Annotated in this window: 15 protein-coding genes; 4 read left to right on the top strand and 11 right to left on the bottom strand. The window is 55.3% G+C overall.

The features are described from left to right. The first annotated feature begins 447 nt into the window (after window positions 1–447). Window positions 448–1,845, top strand: a complete 1,398-nt coding sequence (gene chiP, locus FU672_RS08085) for a chitoporin ChiP (RefSeq protein ID WP_148242844.1) — start codon at window positions 448–450, stop codon at window positions 1,843–1,845. Window positions 1,846–1,892: 47 nt separating this feature from the next. Beyond that, window positions 1,893–2,219, top strand: a complete 327-nt coding sequence (gene chiQ / locus FU672_RS08080) for a ChiQ/YbfN family lipoprotein (protein WP_148242927.1) — start codon at window positions 1,893–1,895, stop codon at window positions 2,217–2,219. A gap of 94 nt (window positions 2,220–2,313) precedes the next feature. Here chiQ and fur read toward each other — a convergent pair whose 3' ends face one another. The 4 genes from fur to ybfF form a co-directional block, all read right to left on the bottom strand. Then, on the bottom strand, window positions 2,314–2,760 hold the full coding sequence (fur, locus tag FU672_RS08075; protein ID WP_023310771.1) for a ferric iron uptake transcriptional regulator: 447 nt from the start codon (window positions 2,758–2,760) through the stop codon (window positions 2,314–2,316). A 290-nt stretch (window positions 2,761–3,050) separates the two neighbouring features. Beyond that, window positions 3,051–3,581 (bottom strand): flavodoxin FldA, encoded by a 531-nt coding sequence (gene fldA / locus FU672_RS08070; protein WP_008501067.1) that lies wholly within the window; start codon window positions 3,579–3,581, stop codon window positions 3,051–3,053. 155 nt (window positions 3,582–3,736) lie between these two features. After that, window positions 3,737–4,024 carry a LexA regulated protein gene (gene ybfE / locus FU672_RS08065; RefSeq protein WP_148242843.1) on the bottom strand — a complete coding sequence of 96 codons (288 nt, stop codon included), beginning with the start codon at window positions 4,022–4,024 and terminating at the stop codon, window positions 3,737–3,739. Between the two features lie 128 nt (window positions 4,025–4,152). Continuing rightward, a complete protein-coding gene (gene ybfF / locus FU672_RS08060; RefSeq protein WP_148242842.1) occupies window positions 4,153–4,926 on the bottom strand; it encodes an esterase in 774 nt (257 codons plus the stop codon). A 183-nt stretch (window positions 4,927–5,109) separates the two neighbouring features. Between ybfF and seqA the strand changes: the two genes are divergently transcribed. Both seqA and pgm read left to right on the top strand, forming a co-directional pair. Further along, the gene (seqA, locus tag FU672_RS08055; RefSeq protein ID WP_008501070.1) at window positions 5,110–5,658 is read left to right on the top strand and encodes a replication initiation negative regulator SeqA; all 549 of its coding nucleotides are present in this window, start codon (window positions 5,110–5,112) and stop codon (window positions 5,656–5,658) included. A gap of 24 nt (window positions 5,659–5,682) precedes the next feature. Continuing rightward, window positions 5,683–7,323: a phosphoglucomutase (alpha-D-glucose-1,6-bisphosphate-dependent) gene (gene pgm / locus FU672_RS08050; RefSeq protein ID WP_148242841.1), complete on the top strand. Its 1,641-nt coding sequence runs from the start codon at window positions 5,683–5,685 to the stop codon at window positions 7,321–7,323. A gap of 104 nt (window positions 7,324–7,427) precedes the next feature. Here the strand turns inward: pgm and potE are convergent, their stop codons facing one another. The 7 genes from potE to kdpB all read right to left on the bottom strand — a co-directional run bounded on the left by potE (window position 7,428) and on the right by kdpB (window position 17,574). After that, a complete protein-coding gene (gene potE / locus FU672_RS08045; RefSeq protein ID WP_148242840.1) occupies window positions 7,428–8,741 on the bottom strand; it encodes a putrescine-ornithine antiporter in 1,314 nt (437 codons plus the stop codon). Next, complete coding sequence (speF, locus tag FU672_RS08040) at window positions 8,738–10,936, bottom strand: ornithine decarboxylase SpeF (protein WP_148242839.1); 2,199 nt, start codon at window positions 10,934–10,936, stop codon at window positions 8,738–8,740. Before speF ends, potE begins: the two co-directional genes overlap by 4 nt. Window positions 10,937–11,191: 255 nt before the next feature. Continuing rightward, on the bottom strand, window positions 11,192–11,296 hold the full coding sequence (gene speFL, locus FU672_RS08035) for a leader peptide SpeFL (protein WP_003858645.1): 105 nt from the start codon (window positions 11,294–11,296) through the stop codon (window positions 11,192–11,194). A 279-nt stretch (window positions 11,297–11,575) separates the two neighbouring features. Further along, the gene (gene kdpE, locus FU672_RS08030) at window positions 11,576–12,253 is read right to left on the bottom strand and encodes a two-component system response regulator KdpE (protein WP_148242838.1); all 678 of its coding nucleotides are present in this window, start codon (window positions 12,251–12,253) and stop codon (window positions 11,576–11,578) included. Further along, the gene (gene kdpD / locus FU672_RS08025) at window positions 12,250–14,937 is read right to left on the bottom strand and encodes a two-component system sensor histidine kinase KdpD (RefSeq protein ID WP_148242837.1); all 2,688 of its coding nucleotides are present in this window, start codon (window positions 14,935–14,937) and stop codon (window positions 12,250–12,252) included. The genes kdpE and kdpD overlap by 4 nt, the downstream gene beginning before the upstream one ends. Continuing rightward, window positions 14,938–15,513: a potassium-transporting ATPase subunit KdpC gene (gene kdpC, locus FU672_RS08020; RefSeq protein ID WP_148242836.1), complete on the bottom strand. Its 576-nt coding sequence runs from the start codon at window positions 15,511–15,513 to the stop codon at window positions 14,938–14,940. Between the two features lie 12 nt (window positions 15,514–15,525). Then, on the bottom strand, window positions 15,526–17,574 hold the full coding sequence (kdpB, locus tag FU672_RS08015) for a potassium-transporting ATPase subunit KdpB (protein WP_148242835.1): 2,049 nt from the start codon (window positions 17,572–17,574) through the stop codon (window positions 15,526–15,528). Between the last annotated feature and the right edge of the window lie 17 nt (window positions 17,575–17,591).

The following is a 17,591-nucleotide window of genomic DNA, read 5'->3' as shown; positions in this document are numbered from 1 at the left end:
TATTGCTGCTCTGGTCAATGAGAGACAAACGCCGCACTATGCGGCGTTTTTTTTATTTAACGATCAGGGTATTAAGCCAGGGCCTAAAAAGGCGCCATGAAAATATCAGGTCAATGAGGTGCTACTTATTTTTCAAAAAAAAGTTTGTGTCATTGCGAAAATCAAAAAAGTTATAAAACCGGGAAAAGATTCCACAGCTACCCACTGAAATACCTGACAATTCCCCGTCATTCCTCGCCTCCCTGTAAATGTTACAAATCACTACCAATTATGTGCACTTCGTCATAATCCTGACTTTTGTCCGCTGAAAAGCATTGATAATTCGCGTCGCGAAAAATAACCTAAAGACGGTAGTTAATTCGAGGGTATTTAAAACTATCCCTGACCATTTGGTCTTTTTTATTTACGCCGTTTCAGGCGTTTTAATTCGTCAAAGAGGAATAATCTATGCGTACGTTCAGTGGCAAACGTAGTGCGCTGGCGCTGGCTATCGCCGGTGTGACAGCAATATCGGGCCTGGTGATTGCGCCAGAGGCTAAAGCAGCGGGTTTCATCGAAGATTCTACCCTTACGGGCGGTATTTATTACTGGCAGCGTGAGCGTGACCGTAAAGACGTCACTGAAGATAAATACAAAACTAACCTTTCTCACTCCACCTGGAACGCCAACCTGGACTTCCAGTCAGGCTATGCCGCCGATATGTTCGGTCTGGATATCGCCGCGTTTACCGCGATTGAAATGGCGGAGAACGGCGACAGCGGCCACCCTAACGAAATTGCCTTCTCCTCCAGCAACAAAGCCTATGATGAAGACTGGTCCGGGGATAAAAGCGGTATCAGCCTTTACAAAGCCGCTGCGAAATTTAAATACGGTCCGGTATGGGCGCGCGGTGGTTATATTCAGCCAACTGGCCAGACCCTGTTAGCACCGCACTGGAGCTTTATGCCGGGTACCTATCAGGGAGCGGAAGCCGGGGCTAACTTTGACTACGGTGATGCGGGTGCGTTGAGCTTCTCCTATATGTGGACCAACGAGTACAAAGCGCCGTGGCACATCGAAATGGACAAGTTCTATCAGAACGATAAAAAAACCAAAGTCGATTACCTGCACTCGCTGGGCGCGAAGTACGACTTCAAAAACGATCTGGTGCTTGAAGCGGCATTCGGTCAGGCTGAAGGTTATATCGATCAGTATTTTGCAAAAGCCAGCTACAAGTTTGATATCGCGGGCAGCCCGCTGAGTACCAGCTATCAGTTCTACGGTACCCGCGATAAAGCCAGCAATGGCACCGTTAACGATACCTATGATGGCACCGCATGGCTGCAGGCGTTAACCTTTGGCTACAAGGTTGGTCAGGTTGATTTGCGTCTGGAAGGCACATGGGTGAAGGCAGAAGGGCAGCAGGGCTACTTCCTGCAGCGTATGACCCCAACCTATGCCTCATCCAACGGTCGTCTTGATATCTGGTGGGATAACCGCTCAGACTTCAACGCCGACGGCGAGAAAGCGGTCTTCTTCGGCGCAATGTATGACCTGAAAAACTGGAACCTGCCTGGCTGGGCAGTGGGTGCTTCTTACGCTTACGCCTGGGACGCAAAACCGGCGGATATGGCCACACCGGACGCATACTACGATCCTAACTACCGTCTGAAAGAGTCTTCCTACAGCCTCGACGCTATCTATACCCTGCAGGATGGTCGCGCGAAAGGCACGATGTTCAAACTGCACTTCACCCAGTATGACAACCACTCCGATATCCCGAGCTATGCGGGCGGTTACGGCAACATCTTCCAGGATGAGCGTGACGTGAAATTCATGGTTATCGCCCCATTCACCATCTTCTGATGAACACACCGGCGGGCTGAGTCCCGCCGGTATGGAGACTGCACATGATGAAAAAAATCGTAATCGTCGCGTTGCTGGCATCAGGCCTGGTGGCGTGTGCTCAGACTCAGGCACCGAAAGAGGACTCCCGTCTGAAGGAGGCGTACAGCGCCTGTATTAATACTGCGCAAGGATCGCCGGAGAAAATTGAAGCCTGTCAGAGCGTACTGAACGTGCTGAAGAAAGAGAAAGCGCATGAGCAGTTCGCGACGCAGGAGAACGTTCGCGTGATGGATTACCAGGCCTGTATCCAGGCGCGTAAAACCGGTAACGATCAGGAAGTGGCGAAGCGTTGCGATAAGATCTGGAACGAGATTCGCAACAACAATAAATAACGCGCTGTACTCCGCCCGGTGGCGCTGCGCCACCGGGCTTTTTCGCGCATAAAAAAAGCCAGCCTTACGGCTGGCTCAGAGTATAAACACTCACTTATTTCGCGTCGTGCGCGTGGTCGTCTTCGCGGCAATCGCCTTCAGCGCAGTGACCGTAAAGGTACAGGCTGTGGTTCGTCAGGCGGATACCATGACGCGCCGCGATTTCACGCTGGCGTGATTCAATGGAATCATCACTAAATTCAATGACCTTGCCGCAATCGAGGCAGATCAGGTGATCGTGGTGCTGCTGCTGGGTCAGTTCGAAAACAGATTTACCGCCTTCGAAGTTATGACGGGTAACAATGCCCGCGTCATCAAACTGGTTCAGCACGCGATAGACGGTAGCCAGCCCAATCTCTTCACCCATGTCGATAAGACGTTTATAAAGGTCTTCCGCACTGACATGGTGATTGTCTGGACCCTGAAGTACTTCAAGGATTTTTAACCGAGGAAGCGTAACTTTCAGGCCAGCCTTCTTTAATGCGGTATTGTTGTCAGTCATGCGGAATCTGTCCTGTTGCTAAACGATTCACTTCTGTAGGAAGTGACAGAAAATGCACCTGGGATAATGCGTCTCATTATAGAACTGCCATGGCTAAATGAAAACTGCAAGTCTCAGGCAAAATATGCTTATAAAAACGTGGTATCACCAACAAACTTGCTCAATGGAAAACCACATTTCATCAGGGAGACATTGTACAGGTCTGGGCGAAAAAGTTAAAAGATTGTAGCGATTAATTTAATCGGTTTGACCTGGGGCATGGGCGCAACCGCAGTTGCGCCGCGGTAAAATCAGGCGTTGAGAATATCATCCAGATGCAGTTCTTCACGGATCTGCTTCACCCACTTCTCAACGCGCTCGGCGGTCAGTTCTGGCTGACGGTCTTCGTCGATGGCCAGACCCACGAAATGATCGTCATCGGCCAGGCCTTTAGACGCTTCGAAGTGGTAACCGGCGGTCGGCCAGTGGCCTACGATAACCGCGCCATTCGGCTCAATGATATCGCGGATGGTACCCAGCGCGTCACAGAAGTATTCGGCATAGTCTTCCTGATCGCCACAGCCAAACAGGGCGACCAGCTTACCGTTGAAGTCCACTTCTTCCAGCGTCGGGAAGAAATCATCCCAGTCGCACTGGGCTTCACCGTAGTACCAGGTTGGGATACCCAGCAGCAGAATGTCATAGCCTTCCAGATCTTCTTTGCTGCTCTTGGCGATGTCATGAACATCAGCAACGTCTTTACCGAGCTGTTTTTGAATGTTTTTTGCGATATTTTCGGTATTGCCGGTATCACTGCCAAAGAAAATGCCGATGATTGCCATGAGTAAAATAACCTCTTGAAACTTAATAGTATGGTGGCGCAATTCGGCCACGGATAAGGGCAATAATAGCAGAACTGGCAACCCTGCGGAAACAGCTATCGCGCAGGACTGCACTCTGTGCTACATGAAAAGGGCGATAAAGGGGATTTTCAGACTTATGCCTGGCTGCGTAACGTCTCAAGCTGGGCGATCAACATCTCTTCAATGAGCTCGCTGCGGCTGATATTTCGCGTGTCAGCCAGCTCGTTCAGCGCATCGACGGCGTCGGCGTTAAGCTTCAGTTCGACACGCTTAAGCCCACGATTTTTATCGCGTTTAAGCTGGTTGCGTTTATTGATACGCAGCTGTTCATCGCGCGAAAGCGGATTCGTCTTGGGTCGTCCCGGGCGACGCTCATTCGCGAACAGATCTAGTGTCGTACGGTCCGTTTGTTCTTTGGCCATGATTCTGAGACTTCGGGGGAAACACGCCGCCCTGCTAATGCCCGGGCGATAAGCGCGCCATCATACATCACCAAAAACGGCACGCCAACGACTGGAAGCCTGCAGCCTTCCAGTCGCTTTCTTTTTAATCAATTTGCAGTATCAGCGAGATAGCGGCGGATGGCGCGCAGTACAGCATCCGGTTTTTCCGCATGCACCCAGTGCCCGGCACCGGCAATCACGTGGGCGCGAGCCTGCGGGAATTGAGCCAGCAGCGTGTCGCGATACGCGTCGGTAACGTAAGGAGAGTTTCCGCCGCGAATAAAGAGGGTAGGGTGTGGCCAGGCGGGGACGGTTTCCCATCCCACGATGTTGTTGTACTGGTCCCAGAGCACCGGCACGTTAAAACGCCATTGCCCGTCAACAAACGACTTCAACAGGAACTGGACGACGCCTTCTTCATCAAGATGCTCACGCATGACGGCAGCCGCCTGTTGGCGTGTCGCGACACCCGCTTCTGTGACCGCATTAATGGCGGCAAAAATCTCGTCGTGACGACGCACGTCATAATCCATGGGCGCGACGTCAATCACCACCAGGCCGCTAATATGCTCCGGAGCCAGTGCCGTCAGGGCCATCACCGCTTTGCCACCCATTGAATGCCCGATGAGGGTTACCTTTTGCAGATCGTTGGCATCCAGCGTATCCAGAAGATCCTGCGCCATCGCCGCGTAGGTCATCTCGTCGGAACGCCCGGAAAGACCGTGATTGCGCATATCGACCTGCAAAATATCGTGATCGGTAACCAGATCGCGCGCCAGCACGCCCAGGTTATCCAGACTGCCAAAAAGCCCGTGAACCAGTACGATGGGAGAATTATTGTTCGGCGATTGTGCAGTTTGCGCTCGGGTATTCAATTTCATGGCAAAGTTCTTTTTTTACGTATGTCAGGTTAGGGTATCATGTTGACCATTCTGCCGCCCGGCTGCAAGGTTCCAGTTTAATCTGACTTTTGCTGCCAACCTGGTTTGACGCTATCCGCTGTTGGGATTTGACCTTATAATCCCAATGACTTGTATTCAGATAAGATATCGCACTGGATTAAGATGAAAACAATCGAAGTTGATGACGAACTCTATCAGTATATTGCCAGCCAGACGCGGCATATCGGGGAGAGCGCGTCCGACATTTTACGGCGCATGCTTAAAATTTCCGCCGCTTCACAGCCTGCTACCCCAGTCACTAAAGATGTCGTGTCTCAGCCGAGCGTTGTTGCGCAAGCAAAACCTGCCGTGACACCGGCAAAAGATAAAGTGCGCGCGATGCGCGAGCTGCTGCTCTCCGATGAATACGCGGAGCAGAAAAAGGCGGTCAACCGCTTTATGCTGGTGCTGTCTACACTTTATTCACTGGATAACAAAGCGTTTGCTGAAGCGACCGAGTCGCTTCACGGTCGCACTCGCGTCTATTTCGCGGGCGACGAGCAGACGCTGCTGCAAAATGGCAATCAAACCAAACCCAAACATGTTCCTGGCACCCCGTACTGGGTGATCACCAATACCAATACGGGCCGCAAGTGCAGCATGATCGAACACATCATGCAGTCCATGCAGTTCCCGGCGGAATTGATTGAAAAGGTTTGCGGTACAATTTAACCCTTGCATCAGAAGGACCCGGTAATGGCAAATCACAGCCGTGCAGGCCAACCTGCACAACAAAGCGATTTGATTAACGTCGCTCAGCTGACCGCGCAGTATTACGTGCTGAAACCGGTCGTGGGCAACGCAGAACACGCAGTGAAGTTTGGTACATCTGGTCACCGCGGCAGCGCGGCGCGCCACAGCTTTAACGAACCGCACATTCTGGCCATTGCTCAGGCCATCGCGGAAGAGCGCGCTAAAAACGGCGTTACCGGTCCGTGCTACGTGGGGAAAGATACCCATGCCCTGTCTGAACCGGCGTTCATCTCTGTGGTGGAAGTGCTGGCTGCAAACGGCGTCGATGTGATTGTTCAGGAGAACAACGGCTTCACCCCAACGCCTGCGGTCTCTAACGCCATCCTGGTGCACAACAAAAAAGGTGGCGCGCTGGCTGACGGTATCGTTATCACGCCATCCCACAACCCGCCGGAAGACGGTGGCATCAAATACAATCCGCCTAACGGTGGCCCGGCAGACACTAACGTCACCAAAGTGGTGGAAGATCGTGCTAACGCCTTGCTGGCTGACGGTCTGAAAGGCGTGAAGCGCATTTCTCTGGATGCTGCCATGGCGTCCGGCCACGTGAAAGAGCAGGATCTGGTTCAGCCGTTCGTGGAAGGCCTGGCGGATATCGTCGATATGGCGGCTATCCAGAAAGCCGGCCTGAAGCTGGGTGTCGATCCACTGGGCGGCTCGGGGATCGAATACTGGAAACGTATCGCCGAGCACTACAAGCTGGATCTGACCATCGTGAACGATCACGTCGATCAGACCTTCCGCTTTATGCACCTGGACAAAGACGGCGCGATCCGTATGGACTGCTCCTCCGAGTGCGCGATGGCGGGTCTGCTGGCGCTGCGTGATAAATTCGATCTGGCGTTTGCTAACGACCCGGATTATGACCGTCACGGTATCGTCACCCCTGCTGGACTGATGAACCCGAACCACTATCTGGCAGTCGCGATTAACTACCTGTTCCAGCACCGTCCGCAGTGGGGCAAAGAGGTGGCTGTTGGTAAAACGCTGGTTTCCTCAGCCATGATCGACCGCGTGGTCGAGGCGCTGGGTCGCAAGCTGGTGGAAGTGCCGGTGGGCTTCAAATGGTTCGTTGACGGTCTGCACGACGGCAGCTTCGGTTTTGGTGGTGAAGAGAGTGCGGGAGCATCTTTCCTGCGTTTCGACGGCACGCCATGGTCAACCGATAAAGACGGCATCATCATGTGCCTGCTGGCGGCGGAAATCACCGCGGTCACCGGTAAAAACCCGCAGGAACATTACAATGAGCTGGCGGCACGCTTTGGTGCGCCAAGCTATAACCGTATTCAGGCTAGCGCGACGTCAGCCCAAAAAGCGGCCCTGTCCAAGCTCTCCCCGGAGATGGTCAGCGCAAGCACCCTGGCGGGCGATCCGATCACCGCGCGTCTGACGGCGGCGCCGGGTAACGGTGCGTCTATCGGTGGTCTGAAAGTGATGACGAAAAACGGCTGGTTCGCCGCGCGTCCATCCGGTACGGAAGATGCGTACAAAATCTATTGCGAAAGCTTCCTCGGCGCTGAGCACCGTCAGCAGATTGAGAAAGAAGCGGTAGAGATTGTCAGCGAAGTGTTGAAAAACGCGTAAGTCGTGATCTGGTGCGGGCTGATGCCCTCACCCCGGCCCTCTCCCACTGGGAGAGGGAGAAAACATTAAAAACGGCAACCCTTGGGTTGCCGTTTTGCGTTTACCTAACTGTGCTTATTCTTCAATTCAAACCTCGGTGACACCAGCCCGTACAGCGTCCAGCCCATAAAGGTCACCATCGCGCCGTACAGCATCGCTTCCTGGCCGGAGGAGTAGAGCGCATAGAAGCTGTAAATGGCCCCTACCAGGGCGACAATATTTGCCACCTTCGCTTTGCGCGGATCCACCTTCGCCACCTTCTGAATGATCACCAGCGCCGCCATCGACAGAATATACGGAATGATATTCGTCACTACCGCCAGGTTAACCAGCACGTTGAACTGGCTGTTCAGCGACGGGCTGATGGTCATCAGCGACAGGCCGCTCTGGAAGATCACGATCGCTAACATCCCCTGGACCGGCGCCTCAGATTTACTTACCCGGGAGAAGATTTTCGGGAAATAGCCTTCATCAGCCGAGGATTTAAACACCTGTGCGATGGTGAACTGCCAGCCGAGGAGTGAACCGCAGCAGGACATCACCATCAGACCCATGATCACTTTCCCGACTTCCGGGGTGAACATCTGCGCGAAGGCCAGCCCGAACGGCGCCGTAGAGTTAGCCAGATCCATGTTTGGCACAATCCCGGCAATCACGTTAGTCGAGACGATATAGATCACCGCCGCCCCCAGCGTTCCGCCGAGGACCGCAATCGGGACGTTCTTTTCCGGATTCTCTACCACTTCCGCGTTCGCGCAGGCGGATTCCAGACCCAGGAAGGCCCAGAGCGTCATGGCGATAGAAGAGCCGACTGCGGTAAAGAACGGCACATGGTGCGGGTTCCAGGAGTTAGCGTACAGCGTCGGGCTGAACCAGAACCAGCCGATGATGCACAGGCCGACAACCGGGATAATCACGCCCCAGACGGTGATGCTGCTGAGCTGTCCGGTGATACGCGCGCCGCCAAAGTTAGCCACGGTACAGATCCACAGCACGCCGATGGTGGCTAAACCAATTTGTACCGGACTGAGCGTCGCGCCAAACAGCTCCGTACCGTAACCCACGGCGGAGATGGCAATCGCTACGTTGGCGATCAGCAGCGACACCCCGTAGGTATAGTTGGCCATAAAGTTGCCCGACTTGCCAAAGGCGTATTCGGCATAGCCACCCATGCCGCCTGACTTACGGCTGAACATCCCGCATTTGGCAAACGCCCACGCCAGCGCCATTGAACCGACTGCCGTTACCAGCCAGGAGATGATTGAGATGGTACCCACCTCTGCCAGTTTGGTGGGCAGCATGATAATCCCGGAGCCCATCATGTTCACCATGGTGAGGATGGTGAGCTGCACCACGCCCATCTTATTGGACTTACTCATAATTTCTCTCCTTTCAGCAGCGATGGCTGAGCGGCGGGTTGTTTGATGACATTGCAGCGAACCTGTTTGCGGCCCTCACACTCCTCGACGTACACACCCTGCAGCTCCGGTGCAAAGCCCGGCAGAAGGTTGATGCCTTCTTCCAGTGCGGCAAAGTAGCGCAGCACGGAACCGCCCCAGACTTCCCCTGGGACAACACACAGCACTCCTGGCGGATAAGGAAGGGCGCCTTCGGCGGCGATGCGGCCTTCCGCGTCGCGCAGGGAGACCAGTTCAACTTCACCGCGCAGATAGGCGTAGTTCGCGTCCTGCGGGTTCATCATCACGCGTGGGAAGTGAGATTTGCGGAACATCTCTTTCTGCAGCTGTTTCACGTTGTGGCGGGCGTACAGGTCATGCATTTCCTGGCAGATCTGGCGCAGGGTGTAATCCGCGTAACGTTCCGGATGTTGTTTGTAGAGAGAAGGCAGGACGTCTTTCAGCGGAACATCGCTCTCGAGCAGTTTTTCGAAACGCACCAGCTGTGCCACCAGCTGTTGCAGTTTGCCCATATCTTCCGCAGGAGTGAGCAGGAACAGGATCGAGTTGAGATCGCATTTCTCCGGCACGATGCCGTTTTCACGCAGGAAGTTGGCGAGGATAGTGGCGGGCACGCCGAAGTCGTCATACTCCCCGGTGCGGGCGTTAATGCCCGGTGTGGTCAGCAGGAGCTTGCACGGATCGATAAAATACTGATGCTCAGCGTAGCCTTCAAAAGCGTGCCAGTTTTCACCCGGAACGAAGTGGAAGAAGCGCAGATCGGTCGCAATTTCCGCCGTGTCCCAGCTTTCCCAGGAACGACCATCCACCGTCTCCGGCACGAAGGGACGCAGATACTGGCAGTTTTCCAGGATCAGCTTGCGCGCTTCGATACCGTTAACCACGCAGTCCATCCACATGTTGCGGCCACTCTGGCCTTCATGCATACGGGCGTTGATGTCCAGCGCAGCGAACAGTGGATAAAACGGGCTGGTGGAGGCGTGCATCATAAAGGCATTATTCAGCCGCTTATGCGGGACATAGCGCTGTTGGCCTTTGATATGGCTGTCTTTCTTATGGATTTGCGAGGTCTGCGAGAAGCCGGCCTGTTGTTTATGCACGGACTGGGTGACCAGGATCCCCGGATCGTTTTCGTTCAGCTCCAGCAGCAGCGGAGAGCAGTCGGCCATCATCGGAATAAACTGCTCGTAACCCACCCAGGCCGAGTCAAACAGGATGTAATCACACAGATGCCCAATCTTATCCACTACCTGACGGGCGTTATAGATGGTGCCATCGTAGGTACCCAGCTGGATCACCGCCAGACGGAACGGACGCGCATCGCGTGCACGGCCAGGCGCCACCTCTGCCACCAGCTCGCGTAGATAACTTTCTTCAAAACAGTGGGCGTCAATGCCGCCAATAAAGCCGTACGGGTTGCGTGCGGTTTCCAGATAGACCGGCGTTGCACCTGCCTGAAGGAGGGCACCGTGATGGTTAGATTTGTGGTTATTACGGTCGAACAACACCAGGTCGCCCGGGGTGAGCAGGGCGTTAAGCACCACTTTGTTGGATGACGAAGTACCATTCAGCACGAAGTAGGTCTTATCGGCATTAAAGACTTTCGCCGCATGCTGCTGGGCGATGCATGGTGCGCCTTCGTGGATCAGCAGATCGCCCATCGCCACGTCGGCGTTACACAGATCGGAGCGGAAAAGCGTCTCACCAAAGAAATCGACAAACTGATTACCGGCAGGATGACGGCGGAAGAACTGGCCCCCCTGGTGCCCCGGGCAGTCAAACGCGCTGTTGCCCTGTTTCACATAGTCGACAAGGGCGCGGAAAAACGGCGGACGCAGCTGGGTTTCATACTTCTGGGCTGCCGCTTCCAGTTGACGTCCATAAAAGTCGTTGCTGGTGTCTGAATACTCAAATACGCCATGAATGCGTGATAAATAGTCTGCCGGGATGAACTCTTCTTTGTGCGTTGCGACAAAAACAGGAATGCCAAAACCGGTGGCTTCTATTTCGTCCAGGATGCCGCTGGCAATATCCGTGACCGCCAGAACAATGGCGGCAACATCAATATAATCAGAAGCGCGGACATCCACCAGTTCACGTTGAGTGGTAAAGCAATCCGGACATGCACGGCTGGCTGCGATTTTTAAACTTTTCATCTTTCTCTCTTTATTTTAGGTAATAAGCGTCCCTCGATTTCTTGCAAGAAAGAAATCGATAATTTTCCGGAAAAAAAAGCAAAGGGTGGCCGCTGATTAAAATCAGTGAATTGCTTTTTTGATGATTGAAATTCAGTCCGCCCGGTGCGGATGAGTCTGAATCAAGATGAATGAGCGCACGAGATCACAGGCAATGGACTGTAAAATAAAGTGTTTCAGGATAACCTGTAAGCGAGTGCGCCAGAAGTCGAAGGACTACCGGGCATTAAAGAGATGAAAGTCAAAGCAGTTTCGGTGGGCAAACATCATGATATGTGTTGTCCGCCTTATATGGGGCATTAAGCGATTGTTGTTTTCCATGTTTCATTTTCCTTTCAGCAATTGAAAGCATGGTCATTTTATCCAGGAAAAAGCGATTAACTGTGAAGAAGATCACCGTTAACCGATCAAATCAGAAATAAATATTCGTTTTTGATGAATATCATAGATCAAAATTCTGATTTGTTGGTGGTGCGTTAACAGGTTGTGTTATCAATGTTTTAAATGAGCATAAATAACCCGTAAAAATAACGTATGGGTTATTTGTGAAATATTTTCTGAGGGATTTTGTTTTTATTTAAAAATAAAATGAATAGTTATTCAAAGCATAAACCGATAACCGATACCGGTTTCAGTTAATAAATGGCGAGGGCGAGCGGGGTCGAGTTCGAGTTTCTGACGAAGATGTCCCATATATATGCGTAAATAATGACTATGCTCCACTGCGTTGGGCCCCCATACCTGACTTAACAGCTGGCGTTGGGTGAGTACCTTGCCGTGGTTGTTGAGCAGTACGGCGAGAAGGCGAAATTCTATTGGCGTGAGGTGTATTTCCTCATCGCCGCGCACAATGCGCCGTGCGGCCAGGTCAACCCGGATATCCCCAAACGTATAGGTTGGGTCAGCAGGCGTGGTTGCGCTGTGGCGACGCAGCGCCACGCGAAGGCGAGCCTGTAACTCGCCGATACCAAAAGGTTTAATCAGATAGTCATCCGCCCCGGCATCCAGCGCCGCGATTTTATCCGTCTCTTCAGTACGGGCGGAGAGCACGAGGATCGGCATCTGGCTCCACTGACGGACTTCCCGGATAAAATCGATACCGTCACCGTCCGGCAGCCCAAGATCGAGGATCACCAGGTCCGGCTTGCGGGTGGCGGCTTCAATTAAACCCCGCTGAAGCGTAGCCGCATCATGAACGCGCAGACCGTCCCCTTCCAGCGCAGCGCGCAGAAAACGGCTAATGGCGATCTCATCTTCAACAATCAGAACGTTGATCACAAATCCTCTGGTAATTCATTAAGTTCTGGCGGGGTTTCCAGAGGAAGTGTAACACAAAACCGCGCGCCGCCTTCCGGACGATTCTCTGCGGAAATGGACCCGCCATGGACGTCAATGATCGCCTGGCAAATCGCCAGCCCCAGCCCCACGCCAGGAATGGCCGACTCCTTATTGCCGCGCGCGAATTTTTCGAAAATAGCCAACTCCTGCCCGGCAGGAATGCCCGGTCCGGTATCCCAGACGTCAAGGCGAAGCGTGCCATCGTCCACCGTCGCATCCACGCCAATTTGAGCACTGGCGCCCGCATATTTGCCGGCATTTTCCAGCAGGTTGATCAGCACCCGCTCAAACAGCGGACCATCGACATGAATTAACGTCAGGGGCTCGGGCATGTTCAGCGCGATATGTCGCCCACCCAGACCGGGTTCGAGCATTTTCAGGGCGCTGCCCACCACCTCTTCAAGCGTGAGCCACTCTTTTTTGAGGTTAAAACCGCCTGACTGGATACGCGCCATATCGAGCAGGTTATTCACCAGACGCGTGGTATTCAGCACATGCTGGCGGATCTCGCTGGCCTGAAGGGCGTGTTTAGAGCCTTCCGCCGCCAGGTCCAGCGTCAGGATTTCTGACTGACCAAACAGGACGGTGAGCGGGGTTCGCAGATCGTGAGAGAGCGCCGCCAGCAGCGAGTTACGAATGCTTTCACGCTCGCTCGCCAGCCGGGCCTGCTCTTCGCTGGCGGTGAGGGCCAGCCGTTCCAGCGCGCTGGCAACCAGCAGCGTAAAGGTCTCCAGCAGTCGCTGCTGTTCGGGGATCATCAGCTGGCGCAGGTTTGAGGGCTCAACAATCACCAGCCCCTGATTTTTATCGGCGCTGCGCAGCGGCAGAATTTGATAGGGCACGCCGGGCAGGGTGTCGGTCCCTGCGCCCGCAGGCAGCCCTTTATCAAAGCTCCAGCGCGCGATGGCTTCGTCCCAGGGCGTCATGCCTGAGGCCGACGTCAGCGGACGCAGCTTGCCGTGTTCGTCCGGGAGTAAAATCAGGTTGCTGGCATGAAACGTCGAGCGAATAAACTGCTCGCTGGTCTGCACAATATCCAGCGGCGTGCGGCCCACCGCCAGCGATTTCGACATCTCGTAGAGATGGCGCGTGCGCTGTTCGCGATAGCGGGCGATACGCGCCTGATAGCGCACGCCCGCCGTCAGATTCCCGATCACCAGCCCGACGGTGAGCATCACGGCGAAGGTAAGGATGTACTGTACGTCCGACACCGCGAGCGTCCCGCGGGGGGCAATAAAGAACAGATCGAAGCTGATGACGTTGACAATCGTCGCCAGGACCGACGGCCAGCGCCCGTAAAAGAGCGCCACCACCACCACGCCAAGAAGGTAAATCATCACCAGGTTGGCGGCATCAAACGCAATCAGCCACTGGCTGGCAATGACGGTAATCAGGGCGCAGAGCACGACGGCGACAAGACAGCCGCGAAGCTGAATGCGCCATTTATCGCTGAAGGTGCGGCTGTCCGGCGCGCGATTCGGTAAGGGGGTAGGTTTGTCGTCCAGCGCCACGATCACCAGGTCCAGATCCGGCGCGCGGCGGGCCAGCTTGTCGGCAAAGGATTCGCGGCTAAACCAGCGGCGATGCTGGCGACGGCCAATCACGATTTTCCCCAGGTTGTGCTCACGGGCGTAGCGCAGAATGGCTTTATCTTCCTGCGGATCGGATAGGGTGGCGGTTTCGGCACCCAGCTCCTGCGCCAGGCGCAGCGAACTCAGGATCGCGCGACGCTGGTTTTCAGGCAGCGCGTGCAGCTGCGGCGTTTCGACATACACCGCATGCCAGACGCTGCCAAATTTAGCCGCCAGGCGAGCAGCGGTGCGGACAAGCTTTTCATTGCCGCTGCCGTGCCCTACGCACAGCAGGATGGCATCTCGCGTATGCCAGACGCGTTCCTGGCCCTGCAGGTCACGCCAGGCGCGCATCTGATCGTCCACACGGTCGGCGGTTCGCCGCAGAGCCAGCTCGCGCAGGGCAATCAGGTTACCTTTACGGAAGAAATGTTCGATGGCGCGTTCGGCCTGGCCGGCGATATAGACTTTGCCTTCATGCAGGCGCTGACGAAGGTCGTCCGGCGGAAGGTCGACCAGCACTACCTCGTCAGCGGAATCAAAGAAGGGATCGGGCACCGTCTCGCGCACCTGGATGCCGGTCACGCCGCTCACCACGTCGTTCAGGCTTTCAAGATGCTGAACGTTAACCGTCGTGAAAACATCGATGCCGGCTTCAAGAAGCTCTTCAACATCCTGCCAGCGTTTTGGATGGCGTGAGCCTGGCGCATTGCTGTGCGCCAGTTCGTCCATCAGGATAAGGGCGGGGCGGCGGGCGAGGGCGGCATCAAGATCGAATTCGGTGACTAACCGACCGCGGTGGCTGATGCGTCGGGGCGGCTGGGTAGCCAGCCCCTTCAGCAGCGATGCCGTCTCTTTACGTCCGTGTGTTTCAACCACGCCAATCAAAATATCGAGCCCCTGCGCCCGAAGCCGCTGGGCTTCCGTCAGCATGGCGAAGGTTTTCCCGACGCCAGCGCAGGCGCCAAAGAAAATTTTCAGTTTGCCGCGATGGGCTTCAGCCGTCTGTTCAAGCAGCCTGTCCGGATCCGGGCGCATGGGCTCGTCGGTCATTTAGTTTTTCCTTAGCGCGTCCAGCGCCAGATTCAGCTCAACAATATTCACCACGGGCATGCCGATGAAGCTGACCAGCGGCTTTTGCGTGTGCTCTGCAACCAGCTTGCTAACCTGTTCGACGGTCAACTGACGGGCCGCGGCGACGCGCGGGACTTGCCATGCAACTGCTGCTGGCGTCAGGCTGTAGTCCAGCCCGCTGGCCGAGGCGGTCACCAGCTCTACGGGGACCTCACGGCTGGCCTGCGGATTGGCGGCGCGCAGGGTTGCCACGCGCTCAGCAACGGCTTTGTCCAGCTCAGGGTTGCTGCCCGCCAGGTTGCTGCCGCCGGATGCCATCGGATTATACGGGCTTTCGGCAGTGGCGGAAGGGCGTCCCTGGAAGTAACGGGCATCCGTAAAGTTCTGACCAATCAGGCGCGAACCGCGGTTTTCACCGTTTTGCATAATTAGCGAGCCGTTGGCCCGATCCTTAAACCACCACTGGCCCAGCGCGGTGGTCACCAGCGGGTACAGCCCGCCGGTAATAAGAGACAGCAGAATAAACAGAAGTATAGCGGGGCGTAACATCGTCATTTGAATCACCTTTTAAACCAGACCGAACAGCGTCAACAGCAGGTCGATAACCTTGATACCGATGAAAGGCACCACCAGCCCGCCCAGGCCGTAAATCCACAGGTTACGGCGCAGCATGGCGGCGGCTGTGAGCGGCTTATAGCTCACGCCTTTCAGTGCCAGCGGGATCAGGAAGACAATAATCAGGGCGTTAAAGATTACTGCGCTCAGAATGGCCGATGCCGGGGAATGCAGGTGCATCACGTTCAACGCGTTTAATTGCGGATAGGTCGCAGCAAACGCGGCCGGAATAATGGCGAAATATTTCGCCACGTCGTTGGCGATACTGAACGTGGTCAGCGAACCGCGCGTCATCAACATCTGCTTGCCAATGTGCACCACTTCAATCAGCTTGGTCGGGTTAGAGTCGAGGTCGACCATGTTGCCCGCCTCTTTTGCCGCCTGGGTACCGGAGTTCATTGCCACCGCCACGTCGGCCTGCGCCAGGGCAGGGGCATCGTTGGTACCGTCACCCGTCATCGCCACCAGACGACCTTCCGCCTGATACTGACGAATCAGTGCCAGTTTCGCTTCCGGTGTGGCTTCAGAAAGAAAATCATCTACGCCCGCTTCGGCGGCAATCGCCGCGGCGGTAAGACGGTTATCCCCGGTGATCATCACCGTTTTGATCCCCATTTTACGCAGTTGGGCAAAGCGCTCCTTGATGCCGCCTTTGACGATATCCTTCAGGGCAATCACCCCCAGCACATGTGCCCCTTCGGCCACCACCAGCGGCGTCGCCCCCTGACGGGCCACGCTTTCGACCAGGCTGTCTACTTCCGGTGGGAAGTGGCCATTGTTAGCCTCAATGTGGCGACGGATAGCGTCAACAGAGCCTTTACGGATCATGCGATCCTGAATGTTAATTCCGCTCATGCGGGTTTGCGCCGTGAAGGGCACGAAAGTGGCGTGCAGGCTCTGAACGTCACGCTGGCGCAGGTTAAAGCGCTGCTTGGCGAGGATCACGATACTGCGACCTTCCGGGGTTTCATCGGCAAGCGAAGAGAGCTGTGCGGCATCCGCCAGCGTTTTTTCATCCACGCCCGGCGCGGGTAAGAAATCTGACGCCTGGCGGTTACCGAGGGTAATGGTCCCGGTTTTATCCAGCAGTAAGACATCCACGTCACCGGCGGCTTCAACCGCACGCCCGCTGGTGGCGATGACGTTAGCACCGAGCATACGGCTCATGCCGGCCACGCCGATGGCTGACAGCAGGCCACCAATGGTGGTTGGGATCAGACAGACCAGCAGCGCCACCAGGACCGTGATGGTGACCGCGGTGCCGCCATAGGCGGAGAACGGCCACAGCGTCGCGGTTGCCAGCAGGAAGACGATGGTCAAGGCCACCAGCAGGATGGTCAGGGCAATTTCGTTGGGGGTTTTACGACGCTGGGCGCCTTCCACCATGGCGATCATCCGGTCAAGGAAAGTTTCCCCCGGGTTAACGCTACACTGGATCACCAGCCAGTCGGAGAGAATACGCGTCCCGCCCGTCACGGAAGCGAAATCACCGCCGGATTCACGGATCACCGGCGCGGATTCCCCGGTAATGGCGCTTTCATCCACTGAGGCGCCCCCTTCGATGACTTCTCCGTCGCATGGAATGATATCGCCGGCTTCTACCAGTACCACATCGCCTTTACGCAGTTCATCCGCCGGAACGTGGTCCATCTGCGCGCCGTATTTCGGTTCACGTAGCTTGCGCGCGAAGGCAGTTTTTTTCACCCCTTTCAGGCTGTTGGCCTGGGCTTTACTCCGGCCTTCCGCCAGCGCTTCCGCAAAGTTGGCAAACAGCACGGTAAACCACAGCCACAGGCTGATGGCGCCGGTAAACATCGCATTTCCCGGCATGTGGCCCGTTCCCATGGCAATCGCCAGGGCGGTGGTCAGGATGCTTCCTGCCCAGACAATAAACATCACCGGGTTGTGCCACTGCACGCGCGGGCTCAGCTTTTTCACCGCATCCATGAGCGCCTGGCGAACTAATGACGGTTCGAACAGGGCCAGTTGTTTACGACTCATGACAATTTCTCCGCAAA

This window comes from Enterobacter asburiae (assembly GCF_008080435.1).
In the GTDB taxonomy this organism is placed as follows: domain Bacteria; phylum Pseudomonadota; class Gammaproteobacteria; order Enterobacterales; family Enterobacteriaceae; genus Enterobacter; species Enterobacter asburiae_C.
The sequence above is the reverse complement of the archived record's forward strand: the minus strand, read 5'-3'. Positions and strand labels throughout refer to the sequence as shown.